Source organism: Streptomyces nigra (assembly GCF_003074055.1).
Lineage (GTDB): Bacteria > Actinomycetota > Actinomycetes > Streptomycetales > Streptomycetaceae > Streptomyces > Streptomyces nigra.
Genome location: NZ_CP029043.1, coordinates 4,158,335 through 4,175,888 on the forward strand (window position 1 = coordinate 4,158,335; position 17,554 = coordinate 4,175,888).

Genomic DNA, 17,554 nt, shown 5'->3' on the forward strand with positions numbered 1-17,554 from the left:
ACCCGGGTCTGACATCGGCCTCAGCCCTGGGCCGCGCCGTCCTCGCCGGCCGCCTCCCGCGCGGTCCGCTCACCGCTCTGGAGGTACTGCGAGAGCGCCTCGGCGATGTACGCCTCGGCGTCCTCCTTGGTGAGGCCGAGCCCGGACAGGACGCCGGAGCCGTTCTCGAACTCCAGCAGGGCCAGCAGGATGTGCTCGGTGCCGATGTAGTTGTGGCCGAGGCGCAGGGCCTCGCGGAAGGTGAGCTCCAGGACCTTCTTGGCGTCGGAGCCGTAGGGGATGAGCTCGGGGATCTCGTCGGCGGCGGGCGGCAGGGCCTCCGAGGCGGCCTGGCGCACGGTGTCGAGGAGGACGCCCCGCGCCGTGATCGCCCGCGCGGCGATGCCGTCCGGCTCGGCGAGCAGGCCGAGGACGAGGTGCTCGGGGCGGCCCTCGGGGTTGCGGGCCGCGATGGCCTCGTTGTGGGCGGCCATCACCACGTTGCGGGCGCGCGGGGTGTAGCGGCCGAAGCCCTGCTGGGGGTCGAGGTCGTTGCCCTCCTTGGGCACGAACCGCTTCTGGGCGGCCTGCCGGGTGACCCCCATGCTGCGGCCGATGTCGGTCCAGGAGGCGCCGGAGCGTCGGGCCTGGTCCACGAAGTGGCCGATCAGGTGGTCCGCCACCTCGCCGAGGTGGTCGGCCGCGATCACGGCGTCCTGGAGCTGGTCCAGGGGCTCCTCGTGGACCTTCTTGATGGCCGCGATGAGTTCGTCGAGACGGACGGATGACGTGATGCTCGGGTTCGTCGACATGTGTCAACCGTAGGTTGACAGTCGTGGGGTGTCAACCCGTAGTTGACAGTCGTGGGGTGTTGGAGGACGACGGAGGGAACAGACTTACGATCGCTGGGTGAGCACGCCCAGCACCGTCGACCGCGCCTTCGAGGCCGCCCTCTACGACACCGAGCACGCGACGCTCGACACGGGCGCCAGCCTGCTCGCCGCCGACCCCGCGGCCGACGCCGAACTCGGCCGGCGCGGACTGGAGTTCGTCGCGGTGGCCTGGCGGCGCGGCTGGCAGCCCGCCGACCTCGTACGGCTCGTGCGGCGGGACCTGGACGACACGCACGTCCGCCTGCTCGCGGCGCTGATCCGGGACCAGGCGCCCCAGGACCGGGAGCGCGGACCGCGCTGGCGGGCCCAGCTGGACGCTCTGCCCGCCGAGGCCCCGCCCCGCACCGACCGCTTCTCGCACGCCACCGCGGTACTGGAGCTGTACCGCCTGCTGCTGCGCCTGCCCGCGCTGGAGCCCCTGGAGGAGACGGCCGCCCCGTCCGGCGGGACCGCCCGCCCGGAGTCCCGGATGCTCACCCGTATCCGCGCGCTGCTCGCGAAGGCCGAGGCGACCGGGTTCCCGCAGGAGGCCGAGGCGCTCACCGCCAAGGCGCAGGAGCTGATGGCCCGGCACAGCATCGACGAGGCGCTGGTCGCCTCCCGTGCGCCGGCCGGGGCCGCCGACGCGCCGGGCGCCTGCCGGATCGGGGTGGAGCCGCCGTACGAGCAGGCCAAGGCCGTGCTGCTGGACGCGGTGGCGCGGGCCAACCACTGCCGGGCCGTGTGGAACGAGCCGTTCGGGTTCTCCACCGTCGTCGGGTTCGAGGCGGACCTGGAGGTCGTGGAGCTGCTGTACACCTCCCTGCTGGTGCAGGCCCAGACCGCCATGACGAAGGCGGAGGCCGCGCAGCGGGCGGGCGGCCGCAGACGGACCAAGACCTTCCGGCAGTCGTTCCTGGCGGCCTACGCCCACCAGGTGAGCACCCGTCTGACCGCCGCCGTGCGGACCCAGGTGACCGACGACCTGCTTCCGGTCCTGGCGTCCCGCGAGGTGGCGGTCACCGACCGGCTGGACCGGATGTTCCCGCGGACCACGACGACCCGGCTGCGCGGGGTCAGTGACGACGCGGGCTGGACGGAGGGCGCGGAGGCGGCCGACCGGGCCCGCGTGGACCCGCGCCGGCCGCTGACCTGAGTCCAGGTCGCCGTCCGCCTCCGGCCGTCAGTCCGTCGACTGCTGGAAGCCGGTCACCGAGGCGTCCGGCGTGCTCCCGTCGCTCTTCAGGGCGATGTCGCCGTACGCCCACTTGAAGCTGTGCGTCTTCTCGGCGCCGGGCAGCCGGACCGTCGCCGTCCGCGCCGCGAGGGACGTCTCGGCGCCCTCCTCGCCGCGGACGTACGTGAGGGTGAAGGCCAGCGAGGCGTCCTTCGCGAAGGTCGCCTTCCCGCCCGAGGCGGCCTCCGCGGCCGGGACCGCGGCGGTCGTGTCCCCCGCGACCAGCTCCACACCGGGCAGCCCCTCCACGGTGCAGGGGGCGTCGCCGCGGTTGGTGACGGTGACGGGCACGTTGCCGGTGTCCCCGGCGGCGGGCGCGGCGTTGGCGGGCCCGAACCGCACGGCGAGATCGGCGGCGCAACCCGCCCCGGCCGTCGTATCCGCCTTGTCCTGGGTGTTCTTCGCGTCCCTGGCGTCGTCGCAGGAGGTCAGCAGGAGCGCCGCGGCGAGGGCGGCGACGGAGGCGGTGACGGAGATGGTGCGCATGGAGTCCTCGGGAGGTCGCGTCGGTGAGCCGGTGACGTCACCGATCGGACATCACGATCCCAGACCGGCGGTGGGCAGGCCGGTCGGCAGTTTGCCACCCTCCGCCTTGGTGTACGTCTCCGCGCCCAGGTCGCTCTTCCAGGTCACCTTCAGCTCGCCCTTGCCGACGGAGTCGACCGTCCCGGACGCCCGGTCCTTGCTGCCGTCCGTGCACGACAGCTTGATCGTCCGCTTGCCGGCGCTGCCGCTGCACACGGTCCCCCCGGTCGCGAACAGCCCGGCCTTGTCGCCGGTGACGACCAGGGCGACGGCCTTGCCGTCGGTGGTCGCCAGCCAGCTGCCCTCCAGATCACCGGCGGCCGAGGAAGAACCGCCGCCCGATCCGTCTCCCGAGCCGCCGCCCGTGCCCACGCCGGTCCCGGCGCTGGTCGGGGCGCCGCTGGGGGAGGCGTCGCCGTCGGAGTCGCCGCCCGAGCTGCACGCGGTGAGCGCGAGCGCGCCCACCAGGGACGCGGTCACGGCCACGCCCCTCGTCCACCGGCCCGAGGTGCGCGTACGCGAGAAAGTCGCCGAGGTCACTGGGAGCTCCAAGCTGTAGCGGTCGGCACGGCCGTTCCGGCCGGGCGTGGCCGGAACGACGGCAGCAAGTTACCAAGGAGTCGCTTCGTGGTCTCCGGGAGAGCCGGGACTTCTCGGGGCGCCCGCGGCACCGGGGTCGGCCGGCGACCCCGGCCGCACCGCGCGGCATACGGCATTGTCGGCCAACTCCGTTGCGGGGGCGGATACTTGAGTTTGGAACGACCGCCGCGAGGAACACGTCATTGTTCGGTGCACGAGGGGTTCGATCCGGACGTCCCCGCTCCGCCCGGGGCGCGACGATCACGAGCGGGGGCCGGCACACCCGTGTGGCGCGATTCCCGGGCCTGCGCTGGAACGCCGGGAGCACCTGCGTACGTCTGAGGAGTAACCGCGGGAACACCCCGCGTGCACGTGCATCTGCTCATGCAGGTGCACGTGAACAGGGGCTATGATCCGAAAGCAGTTGTCCGGCACACGCACCACTGCACCACCTCATGCCTCATGGCGAAGAGCCACCGCACCATCGGGGAGCGACCTGTGGACCACGACGTGTACAACGGCATGGCGGCCACGGAGCTGGACGGGGTGGCCTGGCAGAAGAGCAGGCACAGCAACTCCCAGGGCTCCTGCGTGGAGTTCGCGCGGCTGCCCGGCGGCGATGTCGCCGTACGCAACTCGCGCTTTCCCGACGGCCCGGCCCTCGTCTACACCCGCGCCGAGATCGAGGCGATGCTCCTCGGCGTCAAGGACGGCGAGTTCGACCACCTGGTCGCCGGCTGACGCGGCCGTTCCGTCCCATACCGGTACAGGACGGCGCCCCGGCCGCTGTGACGCGCGTAGAACCCGGGCGTCGGCGGACGGGGCGGCTCGTCAGTCCGAGGGGCCGGTACAGGCGGCGGGCTGGAGGCGGAAGAGCGCCCAGACCACCTTGCCGCTCAGCGTGCCCGCCATCGGATGCCAGCCCCAGCCGTCGCTGAAGGACTCCACCAGGAACAGCCCGCGGCCGGACTCCGCCGAGAAGTCGTCGGTGTCGCGGGCGACCGGGCTGTCGTGGCTGGGGTCGCGCACCGCGCACACCAGCCGCTCGGTCCACCGCATCAGGTGCAGCCGTACCGGCGGGGGCTGCTCGGGCGAGCGCGGGGCGCTCGACGGCAGGGCGTGCCGGAGGGCGTTCGTCACCAGCTCGGAGACCACGAGGCAGACGTCGTCGAAGCGGTCGCCCAGTTCCCACTGGTCCATGGTGCGGCGGGTGAAGTTCCGGGCCTCGCGGACGGCCTCGTACCTGGCCGGCAGGGCGCAGGAGGCGGCGTTGGAGACGGCTGCGGGGTCCAGCGGCGGAAGGCCCTGCCGTAACGGCTCGAGCATGGTCGATCCATTCGTCCCCATGCGAGGCACTCCCGGGAGTTCGCGGTCGTGGCGATGCAGCGGTTGCGCGGGACCATGGTTTCGGAAGCGCAGAGCAGATGCAAGGGCAGATGCACGTGCACGTGACCGAATTGGACGCTCCCGTACCGCTTGTTGGCCATTTTTTCCGCCAACTTCACCCCCTCTTCTTGTCTTCCGCTGACTGCTTCACGAGTGGAATCCTTGGCTTCTTTCCGTCTCTGTAATCGGGCGAGTACTGCTCGAAGTGTTTTAGTGGCAGACTGCGGGCCGGGAAGACGGTTGGGGAGGCTGGCGGACGTGAGCGCGGGAGAGCCCGGATCGGTGGTGCGGCGCATGCTGCTCGGCTCGCAACTGAGGCGACTGCGGGAAGCGCGCGGTATCACCCGTGAAGCGGCGGGATACTCCATCCGCGCGTCCGAGTCGAAGATCAGCCGGATGGAGCTGGGCCGGGTGAGCTTCAAGACGCGTGACGTGGAGGACCTGCTGACGCTGTACGGCATCACGGACGAGCAGGAGCGCGCCTCCCTGCTCTCCCTGGCCCGCGAGGCCAATGTCGCCGGCTGGTGGCACAGCTACTCGGACGTCCTGCCCAGCTGGTTCCCCACCTATGTCGGCCTGGAGGGCGCGGCCAGCTCGATCCGCGCCTACGAGGTGCAGTTCGTGCACGGCCTGCTGCAGACCGAGGCGTACGCCCACGCGGTCGTCGCGCGCGGGATGAAGGGCGCGAGCGCGTCCGACATCGACAAGCGCGTCGCGCTGCGCCTGGAGCGGCAGAAGTACCTCGTCGCGGAGAACGCCCCCGAGTTCCACATCGTCCTCGACGAGGCGGCCCTGCGCCGGCCGTACGGCGACCGCGAGGTCATGCGCGGCCAGCTCCAGCACCTCATCGAGATCTCCGAGCGGCCCAATGTGCGGCTGCAGGTGATGCCGTTCGGCTTCGGCGGGCACTCCGGCGAGTCCGGCGCCTTCACCATCCTCAGCTTCCCCGAGTCCGACCTCTCGGACGTCGTCTATCTGGAGCAGCTCACCAGCGCGCTCTACCTCGACAAGCGCGAGGACGTCGCCCAGTACGAGCTCGCGCTGAAGGAGCTCCAGCAGGACAGCCCGGGGCCGGACGAGAGCCGGGATCTTCTCCGGGGTCTCCTTCAACTCTCTTAAAACACAAGTACGATGACGTGTGATCAGACCGTGATGACAAGCGTATTGGCGACCTGGCCGATCGGGTGTCCGCAAGGGATCGAGGGATCACATGTCGTCCTACTTCACCGACCTGGCTCAGCAGTACATCGACGGTGAGTGGCGCCCGGGCACAGGCTCCTGGGACATCATCGACTTCAACCCGTACGACGGCGAGAAGCTGGCGTCGATCACGATAGCCACGGTCGACGAGGTGGACGAGGCGTACCGGGCGGCGGCCCGCGCCCAGGGCGAGTGGGCCGCGACCAACCCCTACGCCCGCCGCGCGGTCTTCGAGAAGGCGCTGCGCGTGGTCGAGGAGCGCGAGCAGGAGATCAGTGAGGTGATCGTCGCCGAGCTCGGCGGCACCCGGCTGAAGGCCGCGTTCGAACTGCACCTGGCCAAGGAGTTCCTGCGCGAGGCGGTCCATCTGTCGCTGCGTCCCGAGGGCCGGATCATCCCGTCCCCCGTGGACGGCAAGGAGAACCGCGTCTACCGGGTGCCGGTCGGCGTCGTCGGTGTGATCAGCCCGTTCAACTTCCCCTTCCTGCTCTCCCTGAAGTCGGTCGCCCCGGCCCTCGCGCTCGGCAACGCCGTGGTGCTCAAGCCGCACCAGAACACCCCGATCGTGGGCGGCTCGCTGGTCGCGAAGATCTTCGAGGAGGCGGGTCTGCCGGCCGGTCTGCTCAACGTCGTCATCACCGACATCGCCGAGATAGGCGACGCGTTCATCGAGCACCCGGTCCCCAAGGTCATCTCCTTCACCGGCTCGGACAAGGTCGGCCGGCACGTCGCCACCGTGTGCGCCTCGCACTTCAAGCGCTCGGTGCTCGAACTCGGCGGCAACAGCGCGCTGGTGGTCCTGGACGACGCCGACCTCGACTACGCCGTCGACGCGGCCGTGTTCAGCCGGTTCGTCCACCAGGGCCAGGTCTGCATGGCGGCGAACCGCGTCCTCGTGGACCGTACGGTCGCCGACGCGTTCACCGAGAAGTTCGTCGCCAAGGTGAAGTCCCTGAAGGTGGGCGACCCGCGGGACCCCGAGACCGTCATCGGCCCGGTCATCAACTCCTCCCAGGCCGAGGCGCTGACGGGCACGGTCGCGCAGGCCCTCGCCGAGGGCGCGACCGCCCTGGTGCACGGCAGGGCCACGGACAACCTGGTCGAGCCGTCCGTCCTGACCGACCTGCCGGCCGACTCCGCGCTGCTGCGCCAGGAGGTCTTCGGCCCGGTCGTCTTCCTCGTGCCGTTCGACGGCGAGGAGGAGGCCGTACGGCTGGTCAACGACACCCCGTACGGCCTGAGCGGGGCCGTGCACACCGCCGACGTCGAGCGCGGGGTCGCCTTCGCCAAGCGGATCGACTCCGGCATGTTCCATGTGAACGACGGCACCGTCCACGACGAGCCGATCGTCCCCTTCGGCGGCGAGAAGCACTCCGGTCTCGGCCGGCTGAACGGCGAGACGATGCTGGACGCCTTCACCACCATGAAGTGGATCTCGGTGCAGCACGGCCGCAGCGGCTTCCCGTTCTAACCTGGACGGCATGTCAGCCATCCGTCTCCTCGTGCTGGGCGCGGTCCGTATGCACGGCCGCGCCCATGGCTACCAGGTGCGCAACGACCTGGAGTACTGGGGCGCGCACGAGTGGTCCAACGCCAAACCGGGCTCGATCTACCACGCGCTCAAGCAGATGGCGAAGCAGGGACTGCTGTACGCGCACGAGATCGCCCCGTCCACGGCCGGCGGTCCGCCGCGCACCGAGTACGAGGTGACCGGCGAGGGCACCGAGGAGTACTTCCGGCTGCTGCGCGAGGCGCTGGTCACCTACGACCAGCGCGGTGACATGAAGACGGCCGCCGTGGGCTTCGTCGTCGACCTGCCGCGCGCGGAGGCGGTGGAGCTGCTGCGCGAGCGCGTGCGGCGGATCGAGGAGTGGCGGACGGCCGTCCTGAAGCACTATGTGCCCGAGGACGGCCCCGAACAGCTCGGCCACATCGGCGAGATCATGAACATGTGGGTCCACACCGCCGACTCCGAGGGGGAGTGGACCCGTGGCCTGATCGCCCGGATCGAGGGCGGCGCCTACACCTTCGCGGACGAGGGCGAGCCGTTCGTCGGCATCCTCGCCGAGGACCAGGAGAACCCGTACGCCACCGGCGAGCCGCATCCGGGAGATCGCCGCTAATCAAGTTTGACTAACTCCCTCCCGGGCATTAGCTTCGTTCGGGTAGTCAAGTTTGACTAGCGAGGGAGTCCCTGTGACCGAAGCGGCGATCACCGTCGAAGAGGTACGCAAGAGGTACGGCGGCACATCCGGCAGGACCGCACTGGACGGGCTCGACCTCACGGTCGCCCGCGGCACCGTGCACGCCGTGCTCGGTCCCAACGGGGCCGGCAAGACCACCCTGGTCCGCATCCTGTCCACCCTGCTGCGGCCGGACTCCGGCCGGGTCGAGGTGGCCGGGCACGACGTCGTGCGCGAGGCCTACCGGGTACGGCGGAGCATCGGGCTGCTCGGCCAGCACGCCGCCGTCGACGAGGAGCTGTCCGGTCATCAGAACCTGGAGATGTTCGGCCGGCTCCACCACCTCGGCACCCGCCGCGCCCGTCTGCGCGCCGGCGAACTGCTGGAGCGCTTCGGTCTCGCCGACACCGGCCGCAAACCCGTCCGCCAGTACAGCGGCGGGATGCGGCGCCGCCTCGACCTGGCCGCGTCCCTGATCACCGAACCGGACGTCCTCTTCCTGGACGAGCCCACCACCGGGCTCGACCCCCGCGGCCGCGCCGAGGTCTGGTCCTCGGTCCGCTCCCTGGTCGGCGGCGGCACCACGGTCCTGCTCACCACCCAGTACCTGGAGGAGGCCGACCAGCTCGCCGACCGGATCGCGGTGGTCGACGGCGGCCGGGTCGCCGCCGAGGGCACCGCCGACCACCTCAAGGCGCTCACCGGCGGCGACCGCATCGACGTCGTCCTGCGCGACGCCGGGTCCCTCGGCGCCGCCGTCGCCCTGCTGCCCGTCCGGGCGGACGAGGTGAGCGTCGACACCGACCGGCGGCTGCTCAGCGCCCCGGTCACCGACCGGATGGCCGCCCTCGCCGGTGTCGTACGGGCCCTGGCGGAGGCCGGGATCGAGGCCGAGGACATCGTGCTGCGCCGGCCCACGCTCGACGAGGTGTTCCTGCACCTCACCGGCGGCCCCGAGCGAGTGAAGGAGACCGTATGAGCACCCCCGCCCACGCCGTGACCGACTCCTGGACCATGACCCGCAGGGAACTCGCCCACTGGGCGCGGCAGCCCGTGCCGGTCGCGGTCGGCCTGCTGTTCCCCGTGATGCTGCTGCTGATGTTCGGCTACCTCATGGGCGGCGGCCGGGGCGTCGTCGGCTCCTACCTCGACTATCTGATGCCCGGGATGCTGGCGCTCACCATGGCCTTCGGGCTGGAGGGGACGATGATCGCGGTCACCCGGGACCTCGACAAGGGCGTCATCGACCGCTTCCGCTCCCTGCCGATGACCAACGGGGCCGTGCTGGTGGGCCGTTCGGCCGCCGACATGATCCAGTCGACGCTCGGCGTGCTCGTCCTCACCAGCGTCGGCCTCGCCCTCGGCTGGCGCCCGGACGGCGGCCCGGCGGGCTTCCTCGGCGCCGTCGGACTGCTGCTGCTGTTCCGGTTCGCCATGCTGTGGATCGGCATCCACCTCGCCCTCGTCGCCGGGAAGCCGGAGATGGTGCAGGCGGTGCAGATCCTGGTCTGGCCGGTCGGGTTCCTGTCCAACGCCATCGCGGAACCCGGCTCCATGCCCGGCTGGCTCGCCACGGCCGTCGAGTGGAACCCGCTGTCCCATACGGCCTCCGCCGTCCGGGACCTGTTCGCCGGCACCGGCACCGACCACGTCCTCGCGGCCGTCGCCTGGCCGCTCGGGCTGCTCGCCGTGTTCTTCCCGCTCGCGGTGCGCCGCTTCGCCCGGCTGAGCCGCTGACCTGGAAGCCCAGGGGGTGGCTCGTCGACCAGGCGCCGGGAGCCCGGCCTGATCGTGTGCCGGGCGTCGAACGGCAGGCGGGACTTTACGGACACGGCCTAGTGGTGGAAGCCGGTGGCCGCGCCCTTGTCGTGTGTCAGGGGGTGCGGCTGCCGGCGCAGGTCCGCCAGGGACCGGCGCAGATCGTCCACGAACAGGTCCGCGAGGTCCTCCGAGAAGCCGTTGCGGCACACCACCCGCAGCACCGACAGGTCCTCCCGGTTCGGCGGGAACGTGTACGCCGGCACCAGCCAGCCCGCCTCCCGCAGCCGCCGGGAGACGTCGAACACGTCGAACCGGGTGACGTCCGACGCCGTCGTGAACGCGAACACCGGCAGCTGGTCGCCCCGGGTCAGCAGCCGGAAGTCGTCCAGCTTCTCCACGGCTCCGGCGACCCGCCCGGCCACGTTCCGCGCCGCCTGCTGCACCGCCCGGTAGCCCTCCCGGCCCAGCCGCAGGAACGAGTAGTACTGCGCCACCACCTGGGCGCCCGGCCGCGAGAAGTTCAGCGCGAACGTCGGCATGTCGCCGCCGAGGTAGTTCACCCGGAACACCAGCTCCTCCGGCAGCGCCTCCTTGTCCCGCCACAGCGCCCAGCCGACGCCCGGGTACACCAGGCCGTACTTGTGGCCCGAGGTGTTGATCGAGGCCACCCTCGGCAGCCGGAAGTCCCACACCAGGTGCTCGTCGAGGAAGGGCGCCACCATGGCGCCGGACGCGCCGTCCACATGCACCGGGATGTCCAGGCCCGTGCGCTCCTGGAGGGCGTCCAGCGCGGCGCACAGGTCCGCGATGGGCTCGTAGGACCCGTCGAAGGTGGAGCCGAGGATGCCGACCACCCCGACGGTGTTCTCGTCGCACAGCTCGGCCGCCGCCTGCGGATCGAGGTGGAAGCGCTCGCCCTCCATCGGGACCAGCCGCGCCTCCACCTCCCAGAAGGTGCAGAACTTCTCCCAGCAGACCTGGACGTTGACACCCATGACCAGGTTGGGGCGGGCCTCGGGGGACGGGTACCGGTCGGCGTTGCGGGCCGTCCAGCGCCGCTTCAGCGCCAGGCCCGCGAGCATGCACGCCTCGCTGGAACCGGTCGTGGAGCAGCCCACGGCGGCCGACGGATCGGGCGCGTTCCACAGATCGGCGAGCATCGCCACACAGCGCCGCTCCAGCTCGGCGGTGCGCGGATACTCGTCCTTGTCGATCATGTTCTTGTCCCGGCACTCCGCCATCAGGAGCGAAGCCTCGGGCTCCATCCAGGTGGTGACGAAGGTGGCGAGGTTCAGCCGGGAGTTGCCGTCCAGCATCAGCTCGTCGTGCACGAGCTGGTACGCCGTCGACGGCGACATGGGGGAGTCCGGGAGCCGGTGCGTGGGCGGGGCCTCGGTCATGCCCGCGGCCGGGTTCGCCTCCCCGTAGATCGGGTTGACGGCCAGCCTGCGCCCACCGTCGCGGACATCCGGTGCTTCGCTGTTCCCGCGATGCAGTGCCATACCTCCGACGGTAGGTCCGGGCCCCGGGACTTGCACCTCACGCGGCGTGAGGGCGCACCGTGGAGCACGTACCGAGAAGGGAGCGGAAGTGGGCTACTCCGTGGGACAGGTCGCCGGATTCGCCGGTGTGACGGTGCGCACCCTGCACCACTACGACGACATCGGTCTGCTCGTGCCCAGCGAGCGCAGCCACGCGGGCCACCGGCGCTACAGCGACGCCGACCTCGACCGGCTGCAGCAGATCCTGTTCTACCGGGAGCTCGGCTTCCCCCTCGACGAGGTCGCCGCCCTGCTCGACGACCCGCAGGCGGACCCGCGCGAGCATCTGCGCAGGCAGCACGAGCTGCTGACCGCCCGGATCGAGAAGCTGCAGAAGATGGCGGCGGCCGTGGAACACGCCATGGAGGCACGCACGATGGGAATCAACCTCACGCCGCAGGAGCGCTTCGAGGTCTTCGGCGAGAACGACCCGGAGCAGTACGCCGAGGAGGCAGAACAGCGCTGGGGCAACACTGAGGCGTACGCCGAGTCACAGCGCCGCGCCGCGGCCTACACCAAGGAGGACTGGCAGCGGATCCAGGCTGAGGCCGCCGAGTGGGCCGAGCGCTATGTCGCCCTGCTGGAGGCCGGTGAGCCCGCCGACGGGCAGGCCGCCATGGACCTGGCCGAGGAGCACCGCCGGCACATCGGCGCCTGGTACTACGAGTGCGGCCACCCGATGCATCGCTGCCTCGCCGAGATGTACGTCACCGACGAACGCTTCACCGCGTTCTACGACACCATGCGGGCCGGATTCGCCCAGCACCTGCACGACGCGATCCAGGCCAACGCGGACCGGCACACCGCATGAGGGGTCCTGGCCCGGCTACTCCCGGGCCAGGACCACCGCGGTCCCGTAGGCGCAGACCTCGGTGCCCACGTCGGCCGCCTCCGTCACATCGAAGCGGAACGCCAGCACACCGTTGGCGCCTCGCGCGCGTGCCTGCTCCACCAGGCGCTCCATCGCCTGGTTGCGGGTCTCCACCAGCGTCTTGGTGAGGCCCTTGAGCTCGCCGCCGACCAGCGACTTCAGCCCGGCGCCGATCTGGCTCCCGACGTGCCGGGAGCGCACGGTCAGCCCGAAGACCTCCCCGACGACCTCCGTCACACGGTGCCCGGGGACGTCGTTCGTGGTCACTACAAGAACGTCGGGGCGCGGGCCCTGCCCGCCGCCGTACTCATCGATGCCCATGCCCCACAGCTTTGTCGCCGAGGTCGCACAGTGCATCCTGAACGGGTCAATGGAACCTGGGACACCGGTTGCGCGTTGATATTTTTGACTCGCTCGTGACCAACCGCCCGCCCCCCATCCCCGCAGGAGCCACAATCCCGTGACCACGCTTGCGCTCGGCCCCGAGTGGCTCAGCCCGGACTACCTCATCGAGACGTTCAGCCTCCCCGGCATCCTGCTGATCGTCTTCGCGGAGTCCGGCCTCTTCGCGTTCCTGCCCGGGGACTCCCTGCTGTTCACGGCAGGCCTGTTCGTCGCCGAGGGGAACTACATCACCCAGCCCCTGTGGCTGGTCTGCACGCTCATCGTGCTGGCCGCCGTCATCGGCGACCAAGTCGGCTACATGATCGGCAAGTTCTTCGGCCCGAGGCTCTTCAGCCGCCCCAACTCCAAGGTCTTCAAACAGGAGAACCTGGAGAAGGCGCACGAGTTCATGGAGAAGTACGGCCCCAAGGCCATCGTGCTCGCCCGTTTCGTGCCGATCGTGCGGACCTTCGCCCCCATCGTGGCGGGCGCCGGCCGGATGAAGTACCGCACGTTCCTCACGTACAACGTCATCGGCGGTGTCGCCTGGGGCAGCGGTGTCACCCTCGCGGGCTACTGGCTCGGCCAGATCCCGTTCATCAAGAGCAACGTCGAGGCGATCCTCGTCCTGATCGTCTTCGTCTCCGTGGTGCCGATCATCATCGAGTACCTGCGGGAGCGCGGCAAGAAGAAGCGCGCCGCCGCCGAGGCCCCGGCCCACGAGGACGGCCGGCATCCGCAGCAGTACCAGCGGATGGACGACGCGACGACGCAGCTGCGCCGCATCCCGTCCCACGACCCCCAGCAGCAGTACGGCGGCCACGACGGGCAGGGCGGCCCCGCGCAGGGCGGCCAGGACCCGTACGGCTACGGGCAGCAGCAGGGCCACGACCAGCAGGGTTACGACCAGCAGCACTACGGGCAGCAGCAGCCCCAACAGCCGTACGCCCAGCAGTACCCGCACCCGCAGGGCTACGGCCCGCAGGGCGGGCAGTACCCGCCGGACCAGCGGTACTGAACCGGCCGCTCGCGACGGACGCCCTCGTCGGGGGGCGTCCGTCGCCGTTTCAGAAGCCTCGCGTCCGCTTGGCGGACCGGCGCTTCTCCGGGGAGCCGATCCGCAGGAAGAGGCGGGAGATCTCGGACCCCAGGTTCACCCCGATCGCGATGGCCATCGCCAGGGACGCGGCCGTGGCCAGCGAGACCAGCCCCGCGTCCACCTCGTTCTGCGCGATCGACAGCAGCCCGAAGTACGTGGCCGAACCGGGCAGCAGCGGCCCGATCGCGGCCGTCGTGTACGGCAGCGCGGACGCGAAGCGGTAGCGGGCCATCAGCTGCCCGAACAGACCGACCAGGCCGGCGGCGACCGCCGTCGAGGCGACCGGCGACAGCTCGCCCGCGTAGCGCATCGCCCCGTACACCACCCAGGCCACACCCCCGTTGAGGGTCACGGCGAGCACGGTGGACCGCTCCTGCTGGAGCAGCACCGCGAAGGTCAGCGACAGCAGCATCGACGCGGCGATCTGCCAGTAGGGCCGCTCGGAGATGTGCAGCGCCGCGTCCGGGTTGAGCTTGGCGCCCAGGTTCACCCCGAAGTACAGGACCACCAGCACGCCGGTCACGATGCCGACGAAGAAGTACATGACCTCCAGCAGCCGCGCCGCCGCGGTGATGTAGAAGCCGGTCAGCCCGTCCTGCACGCCCGCCACCAGCGCCCGCCCGGGCAGCAGCGCGAACAGCCCACCGGTGATCACCGCGGACGCCTTCACGTCGGCGTGCGACAGCGTCAGCGCGACCCCGACCGCGGCCGGCGGCATCGCCGCGACCGTGAACTGGTAGAACTCCGGTAGCCCCCGCCCCGCGGCCAGCCACGCCAGCCGGTCGCCGAGCATCGCGCCGACGGCCGCCGCGACGAACACCAGCAGCCCGCCGCCCACCAGCACGGACGCCGCGCCCGCGAGCAGCCCGCTGGCCGCCGTCAGGACCCAGGTCGGGTACGGGTGCCGGTTGCGCCGGATCTCCGCGAGCCGCCGGTAGGCCTCCTCCAGGGAGATGTGGGTCTCGGCGTCGCTGAGGTCGTCGACCAGCTGGTACACGGCGGCCAGCCGGGTGTAGTCGGTGCCGCGCCGGCGCACCGTGCGCGCCGCCGACACCGGGTCGTCCACCAGCGACGGCTGGTACGAGATCGACAGCAGGGTGAAGGTGACGCTCGGCTCGCAGCGGTCCAGGCCGTAGGACCGGCAGACCGCGAACATCGCGGCCTCCACGTCCTCGGCGCCCTCACCGCCCGCCAGCAGCAGCTCGCCGATACGCAGGGTCAGGTCGAGCACGCGCGGGACGGCCGGACCCTCCTCCTCGGCCTTGTGCGGCCGCTCCGGCGCGGGCCGCTCGGCCACCGGCATGCGCAGCATCGTGCGCATCCGGTCCTGCCAGGGCACGTCCTTGGTCAGACTGATCTGCGGGATGCCGCCCGGCGGTGTGAAGCCGGGCAGGGTGTCCTCGGCGGCGTAGCCTCTCGGCCTGCTGAACGCAGAGCCCTCCCGGTCGGCGGGCGGCTGCTGAGGGACGTCGAGACCCTTGGGGAGCGCGAACTCCGACGTGGTCTCCGACTCGCTGTCCCCCACCTCCACCCCGGCGGGCGGCGTGAACGCCATCCTCGCCTCGTCCGACTGCGGCTTGCGGTCCTCCGCGTCCGTCACGTACGCAGCTCTCCTTGGAACGACACCTTCCGCCGTTCTTCAGTATGCGCACAGACACCCGGGATACACGGACGGGCCGTACGCCCGGCGTACGGCCCGTCCGTGGAACGGCTGTGGGACACGGTCCAGGGGGAAGCTCAGTGGCCGCCCTGGTCCTTGAAGCGCTTGTAGGAACGCTCGATCTCGGCCTCGGCCTCGGTGCGGCCGACCCAGTCGGCGCCCTCGACGGACTTGCCCGGCTCCAGGTCCTTGTAGACCTCGAAGAAGTGCTGGATCTCCAGGCGGTCGAACTCCGACACGTGGTGGATGTCGCGCAGGTGCTCCACGCGCGGGTCGGTCGCCGGGACGCACAGCAGCTTGTCGTCGCCGCCGGCCTCGTCCGTCATCCGGAACATGCCGATCGCGCGGCACTTGATGAGGCAGCCCGGGAAGGTCGGCTCGTCCAGGATGACCAGCGCGTCCAGCGGGTCGCCGTCCTCGCCGAGGGTGTTCTCGACGAAGCCGTAGTCGGTCGGGTAGGCGGTCGAGGTGAAGAGTCGACGGTCCAGGCGGATCCGACCGGTCTCGTGGTCCACCTCGTACTTGTTCCGCGAACCCTTCGGAATCTCGATCGTGACGTCGAACTCCACCGGTGACTCCTCCATGATCAACACATAGTTCTGGTGATTAAGTGTCCCTCACGCAGGTGTGTGATCGCGAAAGGGGCTGGTGATCGTGCCCGAGCTGAGGCCTTGGCAGGCCGCGAGACCGCATGTGGCGCGGCTCGCGGGCGCCCTGGGACCGCGACTGGAGCGGGCCGCCGACGCCCTGCGGCCCCGTCTCGCACGCGCCGCGAGGCCGAAGACCTGGCAGTACACCGCCGGAGCCGCCACCGTCGGACTGGCGCTGGCCGCCACGGTGGTGACCGCGGCGGGCCCCTGGGACTCCACCGGTCAGCGTACGGCCGAGCGGGACCGGGCGGTCGCCCAGGAGCGCACGGGTGGCACAGATCACGGCAGGGACTCCGGCCCCTCCAGCGCACGGGACAGGGGCCCGCGCCCCGCGCCCAGCGCGGGCGCCGTGCTCACCGCCCTGGGCGCCGGCGCGGGCCACGCCGGTTCCGCCCCCGACGGCAAGGCCCTCGCCACCGTCCTGGGCCCGCTCCTCGACGCCCCGGAGCTCGGCAGCCGCACCGGCGCCGCCGTCGTCGACGTGGCCACCAGCCGGCGCCTCTACGGCGAGGGCGCCTCGCAGTCCCTCACCCCCGCCTCCACCACCAAGATCGCCACCGCCGTCGCCGCCCTCACCGCGATGGGCCCCGACCACCGCCTCACCACCCGCACCGCCCTGGAACCCGACACCGAGGAACTGGTCCTCGTCGGCGGCGGCGACCCGACCCTCACCGCCCGCAAGAAGACCGGCGGCTGGGCCGGCCTGCGCGACCTCGCCGCGAAGACGGCCGACGCCCTGAAGGAGCGCGGCCTGCGCAAGGTCACGCTCTCCTACGACACGACGCTCTACGCCGGCTCCGAACGGCACCCCATCGGCAAGAACCAGAACCTCGCCCCCGTCACCGCCCTGATGGCCGACGAGGGCCGCCTGGACGACTCCAGCAGCGGTACCGCCGACCGCAGCGACGACCCGGCCGAGGACGCCGCGGAACGTTTCGCCGGCTTCCTCGCCGACCACGGCGTCCGTACCAGCGCGCCCGGCCCCTCCAAGGCCACCAACCGCGCCGAGTCCCTCGCCCAGGTCACCTCGCCCCCGCTCACCGCCCTGGTCGAACGCATGCTGACCAACAGCGACAACGACCTCGCCGAGGCCCTGGCCCGCCAGACCGCCCTCGCGAGCGGCGAGCGGCCCGACTTCGCCGGCGCAGGCAAGGCCATCGAGGCCCAGCTCGACAAGCTCGGACTCCCGGTCTCCGACGTCGAGTTCAAGGACGGCAGCGGCCTCGACCGGCGTGACGCCCTCACCGCCGACCTCCTCACCGCCCTCCTCGCCCGCGCCGCCGACCCCGGCCACCCCGAGCTGCGCGCCGCCCTCACCGGCCTGCCCGTCGCGGGCTTCACCGGCACCCTCTCCGGCCGCTACGGCGACGGCGCAGCGGGCGTCGTCCGCGCCAAGACCGGCACCCTCACCGGGGTCAACGCCCTGGCCGGCACCGTCGTCGACCAGGACGGACGCCTGCTCGCCTTCGCCTTCCTCGCCTCCGGCACCAACAACCGGGACGCGGCCCAGAACGCCCTCGACCGGGCGGCAACAGCCCTCGCCGCCTGCGGGTGCCAGTGACCACCACCCCCGGGGTCGCCGGCTCGCACGCTCTGCCCCGACCGGGGACGCTCACGTACGGTTGAC

18 protein-coding genes are annotated in these 17,554 nt (G+C 71.4%); 10 read left to right on the forward strand and 8 right to left on the reverse strand.

The features are described from left to right. Nucleotides 1-20 precede the first annotated feature (20 nt). Nucleotides 21-791, reverse strand: a complete 771-nt coding sequence (locus DC008_RS19275) for a Clp protease N-terminal domain-containing protein (RefSeq protein WP_108708038.1) — start codon at nucleotides 789-791, stop codon at nucleotides 21-23. Nucleotides 792-888: 97 nt separating this feature from the next. On the opposite strand from DC008_RS19275, the gene DC008_RS19280 reads away from it, so the two are divergent. Next, the gene (locus tag DC008_RS19280) at nucleotides 889-2,007 is read left to right on the forward strand and encodes a DUF2786 domain-containing protein (RefSeq protein ID WP_108708039.1); all 1,119 of its coding nucleotides are present in this window, start codon (nucleotides 889-891) and stop codon (nucleotides 2,005-2,007) included. 27 nt (nucleotides 2,008-2,034) lie between these two features. Here DC008_RS19280 and DC008_RS19285 read toward each other — a convergent pair whose 3' ends face one another. Continuing rightward, nucleotides 2,035-2,574, reverse strand: coding sequence for a DUF4232 domain-containing protein (locus DC008_RS19285; RefSeq protein WP_108708040.1), 540 nt, complete (start codon nucleotides 2,572-2,574; stop codon nucleotides 2,035-2,037). Between the two features lie 51 nt (nucleotides 2,575-2,625). Next, nucleotides 2,626-3,093 carry a hypothetical protein gene (locus tag DC008_RS19290; RefSeq protein WP_244221383.1) on the reverse strand — a complete coding sequence of 156 codons (468 nt, stop codon included), beginning with the start codon at nucleotides 3,091-3,093 and terminating at the stop codon, nucleotides 2,626-2,628. A gap of 561 nt (nucleotides 3,094-3,654) precedes the next feature. Here DC008_RS19290 and DC008_RS19295 point away from each other — a divergent pair. Next, on the forward strand, nucleotides 3,655-3,933 hold the full coding sequence (locus DC008_RS19295) for a DUF397 domain-containing protein (RefSeq protein ID WP_055624727.1): 279 nt from the start codon (nucleotides 3,655-3,657) through the stop codon (nucleotides 3,931-3,933). Nucleotides 3,934-4,023: 90 nt separating this feature from the next. Here DC008_RS19295 and DC008_RS19300 read toward each other — a convergent pair whose 3' ends face one another. Beyond that, entirely contained in the window at nucleotides 4,024-4,518 is a 495-nt protein-coding gene (locus DC008_RS19300; protein ID WP_108708042.1) for an ATP-binding protein, read from the reverse strand. A gap of 354 nt (nucleotides 4,519-4,872) precedes the next feature. Here DC008_RS19300 and DC008_RS19305 point away from each other — a divergent pair, with 354 nt between their 5' ends. The 5 genes from DC008_RS19305 (at nucleotide 4,873) to DC008_RS19325 (ending at nucleotide 9,698) form a co-directional block, all read left to right on the forward strand. Then, nucleotides 4,873-5,697: a helix-turn-helix domain-containing protein gene (locus DC008_RS19305; RefSeq protein ID WP_055624746.1), complete on the forward strand. Its 825-nt coding sequence runs from the start codon at nucleotides 4,873-4,875 to the stop codon at nucleotides 5,695-5,697. Between the two features lie 91 nt (nucleotides 5,698-5,788). After that, nucleotides 5,789-7,249, forward strand: a complete 1,461-nt coding sequence (locus DC008_RS19310) for an aldehyde dehydrogenase family protein (protein WP_108708043.1) — start codon at nucleotides 5,789-5,791, stop codon at nucleotides 7,247-7,249. Between the two features lie 10 nt (nucleotides 7,250-7,259). Beyond that, nucleotides 7,260-7,901, forward strand: coding sequence for a PadR family transcriptional regulator (locus DC008_RS19315; protein WP_108708044.1), 642 nt, complete (start codon nucleotides 7,260-7,262; stop codon nucleotides 7,899-7,901). 73 nt (nucleotides 7,902-7,974) lie between these two features. Next, nucleotides 7,975-8,940, forward strand: a complete 966-nt coding sequence (locus DC008_RS19320; protein WP_108708045.1) for an ATP-binding cassette domain-containing protein — start codon at nucleotides 7,975-7,977, stop codon at nucleotides 8,938-8,940. Continuing rightward, nucleotides 8,937-9,698, forward strand: a complete 762-nt coding sequence (locus DC008_RS19325; RefSeq protein WP_108708046.1) for an ABC transporter permease — start codon at nucleotides 8,937-8,939, stop codon at nucleotides 9,696-9,698. Before DC008_RS19320 ends, DC008_RS19325 begins: the two co-directional genes overlap by 4 nt. A gap of 98 nt (nucleotides 9,699-9,796) precedes the next feature. Here the strand turns inward: DC008_RS19325 and gad are convergent, their stop codons facing one another. After that, nucleotides 9,797-11,224 (reverse strand): glutamate decarboxylase, encoded by a 1,428-nt coding sequence (gene gad / locus DC008_RS19330; protein WP_108708047.1) that lies wholly within the window; start codon nucleotides 11,222-11,224, stop codon nucleotides 9,797-9,799. A gap of 88 nt (nucleotides 11,225-11,312) precedes the next feature. Between gad and DC008_RS19335 the strand changes: the two genes are divergently transcribed. Continuing rightward, on the forward strand, nucleotides 11,313-12,074 hold the full coding sequence (locus tag DC008_RS19335) for a MerR family transcriptional regulator (RefSeq protein ID WP_108708048.1): 762 nt from the start codon (nucleotides 11,313-11,315) through the stop codon (nucleotides 12,072-12,074). Between the two features lie 15 nt (nucleotides 12,075-12,089). On the opposite strand, the gene DC008_RS19340 is transcribed toward DC008_RS19335, so the two are convergent. Next, the gene (locus tag DC008_RS19340) at nucleotides 12,090-12,455 is read right to left on the reverse strand and encodes a YbjQ family protein (protein WP_055624719.1); all 366 of its coding nucleotides are present in this window, start codon (nucleotides 12,453-12,455) and stop codon (nucleotides 12,090-12,092) included. 139 nt (nucleotides 12,456-12,594) lie between these two features. Between DC008_RS19340 and DC008_RS19345 the strand changes: the two genes are divergently transcribed. Beyond that, complete coding sequence (locus DC008_RS19345; RefSeq protein WP_108708049.1) at nucleotides 12,595-13,536, forward strand: DedA family protein; 942 nt, start codon at nucleotides 12,595-12,597, stop codon at nucleotides 13,534-13,536. Between the two features lie 49 nt (nucleotides 13,537-13,585). On the opposite strand, the gene DC008_RS19350 is transcribed toward DC008_RS19345, so the two are convergent. Both DC008_RS19350 and DC008_RS19355 read right to left on the reverse strand, forming a co-directional pair. After that, nucleotides 13,586-15,217, reverse strand: coding sequence for a threonine/serine exporter family protein (locus DC008_RS19350; protein ID WP_108708050.1), 1,632 nt, complete (start codon nucleotides 15,215-15,217; stop codon nucleotides 13,586-13,588). A gap of 137 nt (nucleotides 15,218-15,354) precedes the next feature. After that, a complete protein-coding gene (locus tag DC008_RS19355) occupies nucleotides 15,355-15,846 on the reverse strand; it encodes an inorganic diphosphatase (protein ID WP_031487466.1) in 492 nt (163 codons plus the stop codon). Nucleotides 15,847-15,925: 79 nt separating this feature from the next. Here DC008_RS19355 and dacB point away from each other — a divergent pair, with 79 nt between their 5' ends. Then, nucleotides 15,926-17,488, forward strand: coding sequence for a D-alanyl-D-alanine carboxypeptidase/D-alanyl-D-alanine endopeptidase (dacB, locus tag DC008_RS19360; protein ID WP_108708051.1), 1,563 nt, complete (start codon nucleotides 15,926-15,928; stop codon nucleotides 17,486-17,488). Nucleotides 17,489-17,554: the final 66 nt, after the last annotated feature.